The organism is Kordiimonas pumila, from assembly GCF_015240255.1.
Lineage (GTDB): Bacteria > Pseudomonadota > Alphaproteobacteria > Sphingomonadales > Kordiimonadaceae > Kordiimonas > Kordiimonas pumila.
In genome coordinates this window covers 2,527,402-2,544,437 of record NZ_CP061205.1, presented here as the reverse complement: position 1 = coordinate 2,544,437, position 17,036 = coordinate 2,527,402, and the positions used below count along the sequence as shown (strand labels likewise).

Below are 17,036 nucleotides of genomic sequence, written 5' to 3'. Positions count from 1 at the left end.
CAGATTCTGCTATTCATAAGGGCAACTGCCGAACCATTTGGTTAGGTTGTTGCCCTTTTTAATTATCTCTTTTATTTTCTGTCGGTCTGGGGCTGATCGGTAATAGCAAGGAAATGGTCATGAGACGTGTAGTCGTAACAGGAATGGGAATGGTTTCACCGCTGGGAAGCAGCCTTGATACCACCTGGAAACAGCTTATTGAGGGTCGCTCTGGTGCAGGCACCATAACTCTTTTTGACCCAACTGAGTACCCATGCAAAATTGCATGTGAGGTAAAACTTGGCGACGGTACAGGTGGCACGTTTAATCCTGATGACTGGATGGCCCCAAAGGATCAGCGCCGCGTAGATAATTTCATTCTTTTTGGTATGGCTGCTGCCATGCAGGCCGTCAAGGATTCTGGCTGGGAAGAACCGAGTGAAGAAGAGTGCTTGCGAACAGGTGTAATGATTGGTGCAGGTATCGGCGGCCTTAAATGGATTGCTGATACTTCAATCATCCTTCATGAACGCGGTGTGAGAAAAGTAAGCCCTCATTTTATTGCAGGCTCTATTATTAATTTAGCTTCTGGTAACGTTTCTATTAAATATGGCTTTAAAGGCCCAAATCATGCGCCAGTAACAGCTTGTTCAACCGGTGCGCATGCCATTGGTGATGCTGCTCGGCTTATTATGCTTGATGACGCTGATGTCATGGTGGCAGGCGGAACCGAAGCTTCTATTTGTGAAATAGGTATGGCTGGGTTTAGTCAAGCCCGTGCTTTGTCAACTAAATACAATGATAATCCAGCAGCAGGGTCTCGCCCTTGGGATGAAGGCCGGGACGGCTTTGTGATGGGTGAAGGTTCAGGCGTTGTTGTTCTTGAAGAACTTGAGCATGCCAAGAAACGTGGCGCCAAGATATATGCTGAGATTGTTGGTTATGGCATGTCTGGTGATGGATATCACGTAACGGCACCAGCACCAGACGGTAATGGTGGTTACCGCGCTATGTCAGCCGCATTGAAACGCGCTGGCTTTGGTGTTGAAACGTTGGATTACATCAATGCGCACGGCACATCTACGCCGCTTGGTGATGAGATTGAGTTTGGTGCGGTTAAAAGGTTATTGGGTGATCACGCAGGCAACGTTGCCATGTCATCAACAAAATCTGCTATTGGCCACCTTTTGGGGGCAGCTGGTGCTGTGGAGGCAATTTTCTGCATCAAAGCAATTAATGAGGGCGTGGTTCCCCCAACCCTTAATCTTGATAACCCGTCTGCAAGCTGTGTTGGTATTGACCTTGTTGCGCATGAGGCACAAGAGAGAAAAGTGAAGGCTGCGTTGTCAAATTCGTTTGGATTCGGTGGCACGAATGCTTCATTGGTGATGCGTGAATACAACGGAGACTAAGTTTCTCTGCCAAAACTATATAGAACGGTTCCGCATTATATCTGATGTTAGTAAGCTACAGATATGAAGCAGAACCGTTTTTATTTGGTGGGCTTGTTGGTTGCTGGTTATACAGTGCTTATTGCAGCGCTTTTCACCGGGCTGTTTCTGCATATTTTATCACTTCCAAGCGTAGTTGAAACAACTCAATATCTATATGTTGAACCAGGTGACGGTGTTTTACGGGTTGCTTATAAAGCTAAAAAGCAGGGCATTGTTCGCAGGCACTGGCACTTGTCATTGGCTGCCTCAAGCTTGGGTTATGAAAGAAGTTTAAAAGCGGGCGAATATGAAATATTACCGAAAATGCCCCTTAAAAATACTCTGCATAAAATAGTCAAAGGGCAGGTTTTTCTGCGTCGTGTTTCTATCCCGGAAGGTACATCCTCAGCAGAACTTAAACTTATTCTTGAAAACTCTTTTGGGTTGGATACGAAGGATTTCAGCCTTCCTCCTGAAGGTACGATTTTACCGGAAACATACTTCTACAACCGGGGTGAAAGCGCAATGACGCTTGTTCATCGCATGCAGCGTAACCTGAGAGATTTTTTGTCTAAAGCATGGGCAGAAAGACAATCAGGGTTACCAATTGAGGACCCGGGTAAAGCAATAATACTTGCTTCTATCGTTGAAAAAGAAACAGGTGTTGGCAATGAACGAGCATTAGTTGCGGCTGTATTTGTCAATCGGCTTCGTAAAGGCATGCGCCTGCAGTCTGACCCTACAGTTATATATGGCCTCACCAAAGGCCTACCTTTAGGGCGAGGGCTAACGCGTAATGATCTTAAGGGAATGACAGACTACAATACATATAGGATAGCAGGGTTACCCAAAGGCCCTATTACCAACCCCGGGAAAGATGCAATTTTAGCGACATTGAATCCTGCAAACGTGCCATACCTTTATTTTGTAGCTGATGGCACAGGAGGGCATGCTTTTTCCATAACGCTTGATGAACACAATAATAATGTGACGCGTTGGCGGCAGATGAGAGCAGCACAATAACGTTAACGGTTATTTCCCTTTTAAATGTAGTCTTAGCCAGTATAGTTTGCCATCACCTTCAATCAGTATTTTGGAATATATATGCCCTTAAATAGCATGACAGGTTTTTCTCGTAGTTCAGGTGCCGGTGAAGGCTATCGCTGGAACTGGGAACTTAAAACAGTCAATAATAAAGGCTTGGATATCAGGGCCAGAATCCCTAACTTTCTGGATGGGTTTGATATCACCATAAAAAAACAGCTTTCATCGGCTTTAACCCGTGGCTCTGTTTTTGTTTCTTTGAGTGTTGAATCTGAAGAAGGTGACGAATCTTTTGTCATTAATGAAGGCAGGCTTCAATCTTTGCTTTTGTTAGCAGAAAAATATGCAGACAGTAAAGGTTTGGACAAAGCCAGACTTGATGGCCTTCTCGCCATTAAAGGAGTGGTTGATCTTGTTGGGCGTGATTTAACAGACGACACCAGATCTAGCCTTGAAAAAGCGTTAAGCAAAGACTTAAAGCTAGCGATTAGCGACCTACTGGCTAACAGGGCTGATGAAGGTGAGCGCATGGAAGCTGTTTTACGGTCTCAGCTTGATGAAATAGCAAGTTTGGCACAGGCTGCGCGCCAATTGACAGGGGATAGATTAGAAACAATGTATGCCCGCTTCAAAACACAATTAAACAAGCTTACACAAGCGGACACTTCTATAACTGAAGAAAGATTGGCTCAGGAGTTAGCAATCATAGCTGTTAAGGCGGATATCCAAGAAGAACTTGATAGGCTTGATAGCCATATTCTTGAAACTGAAAAGTTGATTTCTTCTGGCAACCCTGTAGGAAGACGCCTTGATTTTTTGTGTCAGGAGTTTAACCGGGAGGCAAACACTCTTTGTTCAAAATCAGGGGATACAAACCTTACTAAGATTGGTATAGAGCTAAAAACAGTGATAGATCAATTTCGTGAACAGGTTCAGAATATTGAGTGATAGAGGGTTGAATGGCTGAAAAAGATATAAATACCCGCAGGGGCCTTATGTTAGTCATGTCCTCTCCGTCAGGTGCAGGAAAAACCACGCTGACCAGACGGTTGCTCGCGGATGATACAGATGTTGTTATGTCTATTTCTGCTACAACCCGCCCGGCTCGGCCTGGGGAAGTTAATGGGCAAGATTATTACTTTGTTTCTCATGAGCGCTTTCACGAGATGATAGAAACTGATGAATTGCTTGAGCACGCTGTTGTGTTTGATAATAGATACGGTACTCCGCGTGGACCAGTTTTAGAAGCTTTACAGACTGGTAAAGATGTTATTTTTGACATCGACTGGCAAGGAACACAGCAACTCATGTCCAGCTCGCGAGCAATTGACCTTGTGCGTATTTTTATATTACCACCAAGTATTTCCGCGCTTGAAAAGCGTCTCAGAACGCGTGGGCAAGATAGCGATGAAACTGTCCGTAAACGCATGGCAAAAGCGGAAAGCGAAATTAGCCATTGGGCTGAATATGATTATGTTCTCGTTAATGATAATCTTGAAAAAACCTATGAAGACCTAAAAGCTATAGTTCGGGCAGAGCGCTATAGACGTGAACGTAGGCCTGGCATGTCGATTTTCGTTAGGAAGTTGATGGAAGAACGCAGTAAGGAATAGGCTAGGGTATTAATCCCCGCCAAGCATTTGGCCGTAACATTTAGCTAAACAAACAAAGTCTGCAACAGAGAGTGTTTCTGCCCTATCAGTAGGGTTTAACCCTGCGGTTTCGAGCAGTATAAGAGCATCAACACCCATGCCTTTTAAGCTTGCTCGCAACATCTTGCGCCTTTGCCCAAATGCCTTTGCAACAACATATTCCAAATGTTTTAGTTTGACAGAAGCATCAATAGGCTCTGTAGGCTCAAAGTGAATAACAGCGCTATTTACCTTTGGTGGAGGCGTGAAAGCAGCAGCAGGAACAGTAAGAGCTAACTTTACCTTCCCACGCCACTGTGCGAGCACAGACAGACGCCCATAAGCCTTAGACCCCGGTTTCGCAACTATACGCTCAGCAACCTCACGCTGAAACATAAGGGTAAGCGAACTATACCAGGGTTTCCACTTTTCAAGTGTAAGCCATTTCACAAGAAGCATCGTTCCAACGTTATACGGTAAGTTAGAGACAATTCGCGCAACATCGCCTTCAACAAGCCCTAATAATGCCGGCTCATCCATATCAAGTGCATCGCCCTGTTGGATAGTTAAGCGATCATTATAATGATTTGAAATATCTGCAAGTGCAGGGATGCAGCGTGTATCCATTTCAACAGCAACTACATGCTTGGCACCGCTCGCGAGAAGGCCTCGTGTTAAGCCTCCAGGGCCGGGGCCAACCTCATAAATAATGCTGTCCGATATATCGCCAGGCACTCGTGCAATTTTTGATGTTAGGTTAAGGTCTAGCAAAAAATTTTGGCCGAACGACTTTTTAGCGCGCAGCTCATAGTTTGTAATAACCTCGCGGAGGGGAGGGAGTTCTGATGACATTAGCGTGCCTGTTTTTCATACATATCAGCCGCCATTTTAATAGCGGCCAGCATGCTATCATGACGTGCTGTATTTTTGCCTGCGAGGGGTAATGCTGTACCATGGTCAGGCGAAGTTCTTATGATCGGCAATCCAAGTGTTATATTAACACCGCCCCAGAAGTCTATGGTTTTTAAGGGAATTAAGGCTTGATCATGGTACATGCACAGCACAGCATCATAGTTTATTCTGGCATCTGTATGAAAGAGCGTATCTGCGGGTAATGGCTTTGAAACGTTAATACCTTGATCCCTTAGAGCCCATACCGCCGGCTGTATATGGGTGGCTTCCTCAATACCCATTGCGCCATCTTCACCTGCATGTGGGTTGAGGGCAGCAATAGCAATGCGTGGGTTGGAAATGCCGAAGCGGTTTTTTAAATCATGCGCTGTAACCATGCCTACATGAACAATTTTATCTGCCGTTAACGCCCGAGGTACATCCTTTAAAGCTATGTGCACTGTAACAGGTACAACTCTGAGGTTTTGGGCAGCCAGCATCATCACAGAGCTATCGTCTGTCATGCCGCACAGTCGGGCAAGATATTCTGTATGCCCTGGTGCATCAAACCCGCAATTATAGAGGACAGCTTTATGTATAGGTGCGGTAACAATTCCTGATACCTTACCAGAAAGCACCATAGCAACGGCTGCATCAATAGCAGCTATAACAGCCTTACCATTTGAAGGTGAGGGGGTGCCAGGCTGAACTGGCTCTTGCAAAGAAATATCAAAAACCGGGAGTGCACTAGAAAACACCAAAGGAACCGATGATACATCTGTCACAAGTTCATATGGAATATCAGGCGCATAAACCTTAAGAGCATCTACAGCGCCACAGCAAACGAAAGGAGGAAGGTCGTGCTCATTTCTAGCACGCCATAATCTAGTGATTAGTTCTGGGCCAACACCCGCAGGCTCACCCATTGTAATAGCAAGCGGTTTCTGTGGTGCATGGCTTAACATTGCATTACTTTAACGGTAATCAACAATCGCATCACGCCTAAGGTCACGTAAATAACGACGTCCCATCATAGCAAGGCGCTGTTGTTCAATCTGGTTATGAACAATATCAAAGTTTGGTTCTTGCACTTGGGGTTCCTGCTTGTCACAGACCACTAGCACACGCCAACCGTCTTCCATTTTTAGAAGCTCGCTGGCTTCATTAATGTCGAGGCTTTCAACTGCAGTGCGGATAGGACCCTGTAAGTCTCTGAAGCGGAGAACGCCAATATCAAGGGGGCCGTTAGCGTCGGCTTCTTCAACAACTTGAGGTAATGCCTCACACTGTACAGGGGTTTTGTGCATATCTTTTGTTGCCGCTTCGAATTTGGCAGCGCGCACTGTATCTTCAACGGCATCAGCTGTTAAAAACACTTGGCGTAAAGCAACTTGGGTATCTAGAGGGTCCGCCACTAGAATTCTACGTCGATCACGAAGGGCAAGTATAGCAAAGCCGCCTGCTGTTCTGATAGGTGCGGAAACATCACCAACAGGAATGTTTTCAGCAAATTTTGCATATTTTTCATCAAGGGAATCAACGGTTAACCACCCAAGGTCACCACCAACTGCTGCAGTAGGAGAGGACGATAATTGCTGTGCCACATCTGGAAATGATGCCCCTGCTTTAATGCGTTCAACCAATTGTTCTGCGTTGGCTTTAACGCTTGCTTCCTGTTCTGGCGAATTTACATCAAGAACAATTTCAGCAAGGCGGTATTCAAATTTGCCTCTATTATCAAATATCTTTTGGATTCTGGCCTGTACTTCTTCTTCAGAAACAGAGACAAAAGCACCAAGGCGACCTTCAACAAGCTGGGACCAAGCAATCTCAGCTTCCATCTGTTTTTGCATCGACTGTTTACTAGAGCCAATACTTGCGAGCGCTTGCTCCAATTGCTCTGGTGTTTGCCCAAGCCCCTGGGCCCGTCGTGCAAAAAAGTCATCCAGTTGAGCTTGTGGAACTTTCAGGTCTACCGTTGAGGCTTCTTGAAGCTGTAATTGCTCGTCGACCATTGAACGTATAACTTGTTCGCGGACCTTTAAAAATTCCTGCTCTGATTTAACACCACCAGAAACAGCAATCACCAATCTGAGTCGCTGGTTAATGTCATACGAAGACAAAGGATGGTCATTAACAAGAACTTCAATGCTGTTAATCGCTTGCTGAGATAGGGCAGAGGTAGCGGCCGCAACACAAAGGAAACTTGCCATAAGGCCACTGCGAGCCAAAGTTTTTACTTTTTTTATCACTGTTGTAATGCCTGCATGTTAAGCAATTGAAATCTTGCAATTAATAGAATCTAATAAATCAAGAATAGCGTTGTAGCGGCTTTCTTTATGTTTCTCTAGCCTAAATTCATCAATTTAAGCCTGAACAGGATTGAAGTGCCCGGTTCGATATCCCTATCTTCTGTATAAGTACGTCTTAGTTTAAGACCCAGTTCAATACATTCGTTTTGGTATCCAACACCAAAACTATATTCAATATTGCCGTTTCCTTCATCGACTCCGTCAATTACAGCACCCTTTAATCGTCGAGTAAAGGTTCCGTTTAAATTCCATTCCCGATTGATTTTGTAAAACGCGCTTGCTCGAATTTCTTCTCTGTCTTCACGGTTAATAATATCAAGGTCGCGGTTTAACTTCAGATAACCAATGCGTATAAACCGTGTGTCATCACCCAGCGTAACATCTATTTCGTTACGCAGAGCCGCAAATGTTTTTTCATTTAATCTGTAGCGGTGCTCAACATCTAGCCAGTTTTTATAGGTAACTGTGGTACGGCCAACAAGGTTCGAAATGTCACCCTCTAAGCCAATACCATCAGCGAGGACTACATCTTCGCCTGTAATTCGCCATGTTTGCCCAATCAGAATATCCGTCGTTAAGTCAGTGCCTTCATAGCGCCAGCGCATGCCGTATGTCATACGACTACCTTCTTCCCATAGATCAAATCCGGAAGTTCTATCAGCAGAAAACAAATTGAGCGCATTCAGCTCAAAGGCGCGGCTATCTTCGTTAACAATATTATCTGGTGTACCTTTACGCGGTGATACGGTTATTTCCACAATAGGCTCAAGTGTTTGCGTGCCACTTCCTGAATATTTCACAAGAGGCCAACTTATTGATGTGGTTAGACGGGCGAGGTTTCGCCAGTCGCTGCCACCAGAACTACCAAAGGTGCCTGCAAAGGCTTCAGTATCGGGTTTATCAGCATCATTCAGGTTATAGGCATCACTACGGGCAAAGGCATTTGCATCAACAATGAAGCCTTTTGGTGTTATCCAACGGCGTTCCCAGCTTGCAGAAAGAGAAACGCGCTGGGTATCAAGCCCAGCTGTTCGGTGAAGGGCAAGCGCATTACCACGAAAATTCAACGTCCCGCCAAAAGGTTTGTAATTAGGTACATATTCGGCATCAATAAGGGGCAAAGCAAAGGCTGTTAAGCCTGCAATATCTTCTTTCCTTAAGCCTTGAAAAGCCATTGTACGGGCAGAAAAATAGGATTGGCCCAAAAACCCTTCGAGCTTGTATTCGCTGGTTAGTGTATCGGCATCAGAGATATCATATCTTCGTAGATATGTGTCATCAGATGCCCAGTTAAGCTGGTATGTTGATCGCCATTTTGGGCCATGGCCAAACTGTCCTTCAGATTCAACGTGGCCCCGAAACTCATGATCTCCCGTTAACATATTCAGGGTATCACGTTCATCTGTATAAGTAACACTACCGCCTAAACTGTATTTCCCACTTCTCAGATGTTGTCTGTATTCTGATTGTAAAACAAAGCCTTCTTTCGTGGTAAATACCGGCGTAACCGTCAGGTCTTTACTATCATCAATAACCCAGTAATAGGGCAGGCCAACATAAAACCCGAGGTTTTTGGTTGTTTGAATATTAAGGGGTAATAGGCCGCTTGCCTTATCAACTGTTGGGTCTGGATGGGAAAAATACGGTGTCCAGAAAACAGGGACCCCAAACACCTCAAGAACAGCATCATCATAAATAAGCCGGTGCTTTTCTTTATCGTGTACCACTTTTACAGCGCGAATCTGCCAAAGTGGTTTTTTTCCACTTCCATCAGCGCAAACTTTGCAGGGACTGTAAACAATACGGTCAAGCGACATGACGCCAGATGCATCATCCCGCACACCTTTTGCGGCACGTACTTGTGCTCCGTCAGCTAAAATTAAACGCAAATCTTCGATCAAGGCATCTTTTAAGGCATTATCTACCATCATGTGTGGTGCGTATAAAATATCACCGTTAGGTGTAGATAGCTTTACTGCGCCAATAGCCTCAGCAACGCCGGTTTTTTCATTATAGCGCACTTCCTGCGCTTCAAGAATAAAACCATCTTTTTCAAGCCGAACGTTGCCGGTTGCTATAATATTAGAGGTTTCCTGATCATAGGATAGATTGTCAGCAGAAAATTGTATTTTTCCCGCTTCTGTATCAGCTACAGTAGTATCATTCTGTGCTATTACAGTTGATACTGAAATAGGCACAAATGAAAGCGCAGTTGCTGCCAATAAAAGGCTTTTTTTTGTATGCCGTCTAATCTGCACGCTATTTATATCCTCACAATTACAGAAACCTAGATAACTGCTGCGCACCTAGCATGCAATCTCCATAAGGTTTAATAACGAAAATCAAGCCTGTGTCATGTAAAATTGTGACAACTTCATGAGTATATTTTACTCGAGGCCTTGCGAAAGACTTCATATAAGGGCATTAAACACAGGATGCAAAGTGAAGATAAAATGCACATTCAGTGTATATTAAAACAAGTGAGGTAAAAATGCAGGTTTCCTTTAGTAAAGTTGAATTTCCGAGCAACGGTGCGCTCGTGTTTTTTGTAGAAAAAGATCAGCCATTCAAAGGGCTTGCAGCAAAGGCCGATGAAGTTTGTTCTGGAGCCTTGTCAAAGGCACGTGCAGCGTCCCGTTTTACGGGGGCTGAAGGGCAAACACTTGAAACCATTGCACCACACGGCTTGGATGCAGAACGCGTGTTACTGGTTGGTATAGGGAGTATTAAAGACCTGACGGAACAGAAATGGCTTGAAGCAGGGGCCACTATCACCGCCACACTCGCTATGTCAGGCAGTATAAAAGCAACTGTTATTACCGACTTTGATGGTGCTAATGCGGCAGCTATCGCAGAGGGGGCGTTGCTTAGGTCATACCGCTTTGATAAATACCGTACAAAGGAACCTGCTGCTAAAAAGCCAAGCCTTGCAGAGCTTGTTATTGGAACATCAGAGGCCGGGGCAGCTAAAGATGTCTTCAATGCACGCCAAAAAGTGGCAGACGGCGTATTTTTGACCCGCGATCTTGTTTCTGAGCCAGCGAATATTCTTTACCCCGAGAGTTTTGCAAAACGTATTACAGAACTTCGCAGTCTGGGCGTTGATGTTGAGGTGCTTGGCGAAGCTGAAATGGAAAAGCTCGGCATGGGATCTTTATTGTCAGTTGGCATGGGGTCTGAAAAAGAAAGCCAACTTGTTGTTATGCGCTGGAACGGCGGCAAATCAGATGCGCAACCAATCGCCTTTGTGGGTAAAGGTGTAACATTTGATACTGGCGGCATCTCGCTCAAGCCTGGTGAAGGTATGGACCAAATGAAATGGGACATGGGCGGTGCTGGTACAGTGGTTGGCCTTATGAAGGCGCTTGCTGGCAGGAAAGCAAAAGCAAATGTGGTTGCTGTTGTTGGTCTTGTTGAAAATATGCCGTCAGGGAATGCTTCACGCCCGGGGGATGTCGTAAAGAGCATGTCTGGCCAAACAATTGAGATTTTGAATACAGATGCTGAAGGGCGCTTGGTTCTTGCCGATGCAATTTGGTACACACAAGACAGGTTTGACCCTGCCTTTATTATTGATCTTGCAACACTTACTGGCGCCATCATTGTATCACTAGGCCACGAACATGCCGGAATTTTTGGTAGTGATGATACCTTGTGTGCACAGCTAACAGCCGCAGGTTCGCTCACTGGTGATAAAGTGTGGCGTATGCCGCTTCATGAAAATTACGATAAACTTATCAATTGCCAGACCGCTGATATGAAAAATATTGGTGGCAAAGGTGCTGGCTCGATCACGGCTGCGCAGTTTCTGAAGCGCTTCACCAATGACGTGCCTTGGGTACATATTGATATTGCAGGTACTGTGTGGTCAGATAAAGATATGCCGTTGGCTGAAAAAGGTGCAACTGGATACGGTGTGCGGTTATTAGACCGCTTGGTATCTGACAATTATGAAGGGTAGGGCTGTTGCCTGAAATTCGTTTTTACCATTTGCAGCGGCAAAGCCTTACAGAGGCTTTGCCCAAGCTTGTGGAAAAAATATACTCAACTGGTGCTAAAACTATTATTAAGGCTGATACACCCGAAACGGTAGCTGCACTTGATACAGCCCTCTGGGTGCACGACCCCAAAAGCTTTATTCCTCATGATACTGATAAGTCTAGGCGGCCATCTGAGCAGCCAGTGTTTATTTCTATACACGATGAAAACCCGAATAATGCCACTATTCAATTGCTGGTGAATGCCGTCGAAAGCGATAAAATACCAACCTTTGAAAAGTGCCTCTATATGTTTGATGGCCGCGACGAAAGCATTGTCATGAAAGCACGGGCGGCATGGAAGGCTTTTAAAGAGCAAGGCTATGACATGTCATATTGGCAGCAACGCGAAACGGGTGGCTGGGAACAAAAAGCCTAGTACAGCCATTACACCCAAATTATAAAACTCTTACAGTTTCTTTACACTTTTACGTTTATACTCCTTACTGGGAGGGATATGAAAGTGTAGGTGTTACCATGCTTTGGTTAAAGCGTTTAATGTGGTTATTATCTGTCGTATATGTGGCTTATGTTGCAATACTTTATACAATGCAGGAAAAAATTCTTTTCCTGTCAGAGCCTGTTGACCAAGATTTTGTTTATACTTTCCAGCACTCTACAGAAGAGATCAGACTAGAGAATGGCGATGGCCATCTGCATGGTATTCTGTTTAAAAACGACAATAAAAAACCTACCAAAGGTATTGTCCTGTATTTCAAAGGCAATATGGGCAATGTTGGACACTCCGAACAACTTGCCGAACTTTTTCTAAAACTTGGGTATGATGTTGTTTCTATGGATTATAGAGGTTCAGGGAAAAGCCGAGGACCGCTTTCAGAACAAGCGCTTTTAAAAGATGCTGAACTATGGTTCGATTGGGCAGCTCAACATTATGACAATAAAGTTAGGGTCGTCGGCTACTCGTTAGGCACCACATTTGCCAGCCATGTCGCTGCTATTAAAGAGGCATCTCACACTATTCTATTTGCCCCCATGCGATCGATCCTTGATATTGCAGAGCGTCGCTATCCAATAGTGCCAGCCTTTATTACGCGCTTTCCTCTTAAAAGTTACGAAAAGCTACGTCAGGCTAAGGGGCAAATAGTTATCTATCACGGCACAAAGGATGAAATTATACCATACGAATCTGGTGCCTCGTTAAAAACAGAACTGGGAAGCGACGATGTTTTTTTAGCGGTAGTTGGTGCCAATCATTATACAGTTGCTATGCAAGATGAAGTCCAGAAAGACATAACTGATCGCTGGTAAAAGTAAGCTCTATCCTTGTGCTTTGGCCTGCTCAGATACATATTTTTCTTCTAATTCTAGCCACTTTAGCTCGGCAGCCTCGATCAATTCATCAAGCTCACCAGCTTTTTTAGTGATATCAGCCACTTCATTTTCACGGCCTTGATCATATAAGCTTGCGTCAGCTAGGGCTTCATCAAAGCGAGCTTTTAACCCCATAAGCTTTGTCACTTTAGCTTCTGCATCTTGAACTTGCTTTTTGAGGGGCGCTAGCTTTTTTCTGGCCTCGGCTGCATTTTTTCGCTCAGTCTTTTTATCAACGCTCGGTCGTTTTTGCTTTTCAGCTTTGTTTCCAGAACGTTCACGCAGTAAATAGGTTTTATAGTCATCCAAATCACCGTCAAACGGCTTCACATCACCGCTATCAACAATCCAGAGGTTATCAACACATGCACTAACCAAATGGCGATCGTGGCTAATAAGGATGACTGCCCCGTCATATTCGTTAATAGCATGGGCAAGTGCCTCACGGCTATCTACATCCAAATGGTTTGTCGGCTCATCAAGGAGCAAAATTTGGGGTTTATGAAATGTAGCAACAGCAAACATCAGCCGAGCTTTTTCACCGCCTGACAAACTTTCAATCGGCCTGTCAGCCTTATCAATACCAAAACCAAAGCCGCCAAGACAGGCCCGGACTTTACTTTCGATCGCATCAGGCATCAGGTTTTTCATGACATCAAGTGGGGTATACTTAGGGTTAAGCTCATCAAGCTGATGCTGGGCAAAATAGCCAACACCCAGAGTTCTTGGTTTACTTATACGCCCGTCAAGAGGCGCAAGTTTGCCTGCCAGCAATTTGGCAAATGTAGATTTACCATTACCATTTGCACCCAGAAGACCAATACGGTCATCCATATCAAGGCGCAGGTCCAGATTTTTTAAAACTGGTTTATTTTCCGCATACCCAACAGATACATTTTCAAGGGCAATCAAGGGACTTGAAAGAGGGTCAGGCTTTGGAAAGCGAAAAGGTATTGTATGGGCTTCCATCATTGTAACAATGGGCTTCATACGCTCCAGTGCTTTTACCCGGCTCTGTGCCTGTTTGGCTTTACTTGCTTTTGCTTTAAAGCGGTCCACAAAAGACTGGATATGCTTTCGTTCAGCTTCCTGTTTAGTCTTAAGCGCCATTTGCTGTTCGAGCTTTTGGCGTCGAAGCTCTTCAAAGCGGTCATACCCACCTGTGTAGCTATTAAGCTTCAGGTTTTCTAAATGAATGATGTGGGTAACCGCTTTGTTCAACAGGTCCCTGTCGTGGCTGACAATAACAACAGTATAGGGGTATGTACGTAGGAAATTCTCAAGCCAGATAACACCTTCAAGATCAAGATAGTTAGTTGGCTCATCAAGTAGCAGCAAGTCAGGCTGGTTAAAAAGAACACAAGCGAGGGCAACCCGCATACGCCAACCGCCAGAATAACTGGAGCAGGGCCTTCGCTGCGCTTCATCATCAAACCCAAGGCCGGATAATATGATAGCGGCGCGTGATTCTGCCGTGTGAGCGCCAATATCTGCCAGCCTGATATGAATTTCTGCAATTCTTTCAGGGTCTGTTGCTGTTTCAGCTTCTGCATTTAACTTTGTCAGTTCTTTATTAGATAAGAGAACTGTTTCCAGTAGGCTTTCCGGCCCACCTGGTGCTTCCTGACCAACATGGCCTATAAAAGCACTTGGTCTTACCTTAACCTCGCCAGATTCAGGGCCGATCTCTTTCAAAATCATTTTAAGCAGGGTTGATTTTCCTGCTCCGTTTTGTCCCACCAAGCCAACTTTGTGTCCGGGCGGAATCGAAACAGTGGCCTGCTCAAAAAGAAGCCGGTCACCAATTCTGTAGGTTATGTCATTTATATGCAGCATGGGCAGGCAAGTATCATAGTGTCCATTCTCATGCAATGGAGATAAAGCAATGCTTGGCTTTATTATCAGGACTCGTTATAAGGCGCCCGAATCAATCTTTTACCCACGATAACAAGGGATAGTCACATGGCTCTCGAGCGTACTTTTTCAATAATTAAACCAGATGCAACTAATCGTAACCTAACTGGTGCTATCAATTCACTTTTTGAAAAAAATGGTCTGCGCATTGTTGCACAGAAGCGCATTCAAATGACTACAGCACAAGCTGAAACATTTTATGCTGTTCACAGTGCGCGCCCATTCTTTGGCGAACTGGTTGAGTTCATGACGTCTGCCCCAGTTGTTGTTCAGGTTCTGGAAGGTGAAAACGCCGTCCTGAAACACCGTGAAGTGATGGGTGCTACTAACCCGTCAGAAGCTGCTGAAGGTACAGTACGTAAAGAGTTTGCTCTCTCAATCGGTGAAAACTCTGTTCACGGCTCAGATAGCCTTGAAAATGCGGCTATCGAAATTGCGCAATTCTTTGCGGGCAATGAAATTGTTGGCTAACCACACTTAAATAATTAAGAAAAGGCTGCTTTTAGCAGCCTTTTTTATGCATTCTAAGGATAAAGAATGCCAGCTTCAGCCGGATGTTTGCCAAGCTTTCCTGTAATGCTTGATGCATTATGGCTAGAGAAGAGGGCTGATTTGTCCGATAGAACCTAAATTCACATCTTCACCAAAAACTACTTTATGCCCTGAAACACGTACTTTGCCTTCCGCAATAAGCTTTACAACAACCGGGTACATCTGGTGTTCATAGGTCAGTGTTTTTGCAATCAAACTTTCTTCCGTTTCATTGGGTTCAATGGGGATGGCTGCCTGCATGATAATGGGACCATTATCCATTTCTGGGCGTACATAATGAATAGTACAGCCAGCGAAGCGTACACCGTCTTCCAGGGCCCGGGCATGTGTATGTAAACCTTTATAGGATGGCAGCAGGGAAGGGTGAATGTTGATCATCCGGTCTTTCCACCTGTTTACAAACTCAGCATTCAAAAGCCGCATAAAACCAGCAAGGCATACAAGCTCAACCTTGTTTTGTTGCAAGGTTTCATGAAGCTCAGCCTCAAAGTCTTCTCTGGTTTCATAATTTTTATGGTCGAGCGTAACCGTTTTGATGTGCGCGGCTTCAGCCCGTTTGAGGCCCATAACATCGGGCCTATTAGAAATGACCACGGCTATTTTAGCGGGGAAATTATGTGCTCTACAGGCATCGATGAGCGCTTGCAAATTAGTACCGCTGCCTGAAATTAGGACACCAAGGCGAAGTTTTCCCATATTATGCGCTTTCTGTTATAGCAGACCAATCAGCGCTTGCGCCCCATGTTCCAGCCTTCCCGGAAACACGGCACTTTGGTTTGCCTTCAGCTTCGCTGATCTGGCCAATCACATAAGCGGTTTCACCGTGTTCTTCAAACAAGGCTTTAGCATCTGCAGCATTTTCGGCTGTTACAACAACAACCATGCCAATACCGCAGTTGAACGTGCGAGACATTTCTCTGGTTTCAATGTTCCCCTCAGCCTGTAACCAACTGAATACACTTGGTAATTCCCAAACAGAACTGTCAATTTCAGCCAAAGTATTTTTAGGCATAACACGAGGCACATTTTCCAAAAAACCGCCCCCTGTAATGTGTGAAAGCGCTTTTACATAGCCTGCTTTGATGCCAGCTAGGCAGCTTTTTACATAAATTTTTGTGGGCGCTATTAAGGCTTCGCCCAAAGTAATAGACTTATTAAACGGCGCGGGCTCACTGTATTTAAAGCCTTTATCCTCAATTATGCGGCGAATAAGGGAATAGCCGTTTGAATGGGTTCCGTTTGATGCGAGCCCTAAAAGAACATCACCCGCTTCCACAGTTGAGCCGTCAATAAGAGTGCCACGTTCGGCAGCGCCAACAGCAAAACCAGCTAGATCATAGTCTGCGCCGTGATACATGCCCGGCATTTCAGCCGTTTCGCCGCCAACCAGAGCACAGCCCGCCTGCCTACAGCCTTCCGCAATACCCGCTACAACATCTGTCATTTGGGCAACATCAAGCTTGCCTGTTGCCATATAATCCAAAAACAACAATGGCTCTGCACCTTGCACCACAAGGTCATTCACACACATGGCAACCAAATCAATACCAACCGTATCATGAAGACCTGCATCAATGGCTACTTTAAGCTTTGTACCCACGCCGTCATTGGCAGCGACCAGTATCGGGTCTTGAAAGCCAGCAGCTCGCAGGTCAAAAAGGCCACCAAAACCGCCAAGGTCAGCATCAGCGCCGCTGCGCTTTGTACTGGCCGCAAGGGGTTTTATATTGTTAACGAGAGCATCGCCAGCGTCGATATCAACGCCGCTTGACTTATAGGTATAAGATTGTTTTTTTTCTGACACGCTAAAACCTGTTTTGCCATAGTAGTGGCTAAATTTGTTATCACACTGGTACTATGCAGAGCCTATTTCAAATATGCTCGCAAATAAACATGCACGCGTTATAGTGC

At 45.0% G+C, this 17,036-nt stretch carries 15 protein-coding genes; 8 read left to right on the top strand and 7 right to left on the bottom strand.

All coding sequences use genetic code 11. The features are described from left to right. Window positions 1–119 precede the first annotated feature (119 nt). The 4 genes from fabF to gmk all read left to right on the top strand — a co-directional run bounded on the left by fabF (window position 120) and on the right by gmk (window position 4,069). Window positions 120–1,391, top strand: a complete 1,272-nt coding sequence (gene fabF / locus ICL80_RS11160; protein ID WP_194212261.1) for a beta-ketoacyl-ACP synthase II — start codon at window positions 120–122, stop codon at window positions 1,389–1,391. A 63-nt stretch (window positions 1,392–1,454) separates the two neighbouring features. Then, the gene (gene mltG / locus ICL80_RS11155) at window positions 1,455–2,435 is read left to right on the top strand and encodes an endolytic transglycosylase MltG (protein WP_194212259.1); all 981 of its coding nucleotides are present in this window, start codon (window positions 1,455–1,457) and stop codon (window positions 2,433–2,435) included. A gap of 81 nt (window positions 2,436–2,516) precedes the next feature. Beyond that, window positions 2,517–3,404, top strand: a complete 888-nt coding sequence (locus ICL80_RS11150; RefSeq protein WP_194212256.1) for a YicC/YloC family endoribonuclease — start codon at window positions 2,517–2,519, stop codon at window positions 3,402–3,404. Window positions 3,405–3,415: 11 nt separating this feature from the next. Beyond that, window positions 3,416–4,069: a guanylate kinase gene (gene gmk / locus ICL80_RS11145; protein ID WP_194212254.1), complete on the top strand. Its 654-nt coding sequence runs from the start codon at window positions 3,416–3,418 to the stop codon at window positions 4,067–4,069. A gap of 9 nt (window positions 4,070–4,078) precedes the next feature. On the opposite strand, the gene rsmA is transcribed toward gmk, so the two are convergent. The 4 genes from rsmA to ICL80_RS11125 all read right to left on the bottom strand — a co-directional run bounded on the left by rsmA (window position 4,079) and on the right by ICL80_RS11125 (window position 9,548). Next, on the bottom strand, window positions 4,079–4,939 hold the full coding sequence (gene rsmA, locus ICL80_RS11140; RefSeq protein WP_194212253.1) for a 16S rRNA (adenine(1518)-N(6)/adenine(1519)-N(6))-dimethyltransferase RsmA: 861 nt from the start codon (window positions 4,937–4,939) through the stop codon (window positions 4,079–4,081). Next, window positions 4,939–5,943 carry a 4-hydroxythreonine-4-phosphate dehydrogenase PdxA gene (pdxA, locus tag ICL80_RS11135; protein ID WP_194212250.1) on the bottom strand — a complete coding sequence of 335 codons (1,005 nt, stop codon included), beginning with the start codon at window positions 5,941–5,943 and terminating at the stop codon, window positions 4,939–4,941. Before pdxA ends, rsmA begins: the two co-directional genes overlap by 1 nt. 9 nt (window positions 5,944–5,952) lie before the next feature. After that, window positions 5,953–7,230: a peptidylprolyl isomerase gene (locus ICL80_RS11130; RefSeq protein ID WP_194212248.1), complete on the bottom strand. Its 1,278-nt coding sequence runs from the start codon at window positions 7,228–7,230 to the stop codon at window positions 5,953–5,955. Window positions 7,231–7,325: 95 nt separating this feature from the next. Next, on the bottom strand, window positions 7,326–9,548 hold the full coding sequence (locus tag ICL80_RS11125) for an LPS-assembly protein LptD (RefSeq protein ID WP_194212246.1): 2,223 nt from the start codon (window positions 9,546–9,548) through the stop codon (window positions 7,326–7,328). A 233-nt stretch (window positions 9,549–9,781) separates the two neighbouring features. Between ICL80_RS11125 and ICL80_RS11120 the strand changes: the two genes are divergently transcribed. The 3 genes from ICL80_RS11120 (at window position 9,782) to ICL80_RS11110 (ending at window position 12,596) form a co-directional block, all read left to right on the top strand. Further along, window positions 9,782–11,251 carry a leucyl aminopeptidase gene (locus ICL80_RS11120; RefSeq protein ID WP_194212244.1) on the top strand — a complete coding sequence of 490 codons (1,470 nt, stop codon included), beginning with the start codon at window positions 9,782–9,784 and terminating at the stop codon, window positions 11,249–11,251. A 5-nt stretch (window positions 11,252–11,256) separates the two neighbouring features. Further along, a complete protein-coding gene (locus ICL80_RS11115) occupies window positions 11,257–11,706 on the top strand; it encodes a DNA polymerase III subunit chi (RefSeq protein WP_194212243.1) in 450 nt (149 codons plus the stop codon). Between the two features lie 98 nt (window positions 11,707–11,804). Then, entirely contained in the window at window positions 11,805–12,596 is a 792-nt protein-coding gene (locus ICL80_RS11110) for an alpha/beta hydrolase (protein WP_194212241.1), read from the top strand. A gap of 9 nt (window positions 12,597–12,605) precedes the next feature. On the opposite strand, the gene ICL80_RS11105 is transcribed toward ICL80_RS11110, so the two are convergent. Beyond that, window positions 12,606–14,495: an ABC-F family ATP-binding cassette domain-containing protein gene (locus ICL80_RS11105; protein ID WP_194212240.1), complete on the bottom strand. Its 1,890-nt coding sequence runs from the start codon at window positions 14,493–14,495 to the stop codon at window positions 12,606–12,608. 126 nt (window positions 14,496–14,621) lie between these two features. Here ICL80_RS11105 and ndk point away from each other — a divergent pair, with 126 nt between their 5' ends. Further along, on the top strand, window positions 14,622–15,044 hold the full coding sequence (gene ndk / locus ICL80_RS11100; protein ID WP_194212239.1) for a nucleoside-diphosphate kinase: 423 nt from the start codon (window positions 14,622–14,624) through the stop codon (window positions 15,042–15,044). 123 nt (window positions 15,045–15,167) lie between these two features. Here ndk and purN read toward each other — a convergent pair whose 3' ends face one another. Continuing rightward, complete coding sequence (purN, locus tag ICL80_RS11095) at window positions 15,168–15,821, bottom strand: phosphoribosylglycinamide formyltransferase (protein WP_194212237.1); 654 nt, start codon at window positions 15,819–15,821, stop codon at window positions 15,168–15,170. A gap of 1 nt (window position 15,822) precedes the next feature. Then, on the bottom strand, window positions 15,823–16,929 hold the full coding sequence (gene purM, locus ICL80_RS11090) for a phosphoribosylformylglycinamidine cyclo-ligase (protein WP_194212235.1): 1,107 nt from the start codon (window positions 16,927–16,929) through the stop codon (window positions 15,823–15,825). Between the last annotated feature and the right edge of the window lie 107 nt (window positions 16,930–17,036).

Coding starts and splice junctions, on each gene's coding strand:
- fabF (WP_194212261.1), top strand. CDS start 120: ATGAGACGTGTAGTCGTAACAGGAATGGGAATGGTTTCACCGCTGGGA.
- mltG (WP_194212259.1), top strand. CDS start 1,455: ATGAAGCAGAACCGTTTTTATTTGGTGGGCTTGTTGGTTGCTGGTTAT.
- ICL80_RS11150 (WP_194212256.1), top strand. CDS start 2,517: ATGCCCTTAAATAGCATGACAGGTTTTTCTCGTAGTTCAGGTGCCGGT.
- gmk (WP_194212254.1), top strand. CDS start 3,416: ATGGCTGAAAAAGATATAAATACCCGCAGGGGCCTTATGTTAGTCATG.
- rsmA (WP_194212253.1), bottom strand. CDS start 4,939: ATGTCATCAGAACTCCCTCCCCTCCGCGAGGTTATTACAAACTATGAG.
- pdxA (WP_194212250.1), bottom strand. CDS start 5,943: ATGTTAAGCCATGCACCACAGAAACCGCTTGCTATTACAATGGGTGAG.
- ICL80_RS11120 (WP_194212244.1), top strand. CDS start 9,782: ATGCAGGTTTCCTTTAGTAAAGTTGAATTTCCGAGCAACGGTGCGCTC.
- ICL80_RS11110 (WP_194212241.1), top strand. CDS start 11,805: ATGCTTTGGTTAAAGCGTTTAATGTGGTTATTATCTGTCGTATATGTG.
- ICL80_RS11105 (WP_194212240.1), bottom strand. CDS start 14,495: ATGCTGCATATAAATGACATAACCTACAGAATTGGTGACCGGCTTCTT.
- ndk (WP_194212239.1), top strand. CDS start 14,622: ATGGCTCTCGAGCGTACTTTTTCAATAATTAAACCAGATGCAACTAAT.
- purN (WP_194212237.1), bottom strand. CDS start 15,821: ATGGGAAAACTTCGCCTTGGTGTCCTAATTTCAGGCAGCGGTACTAAT.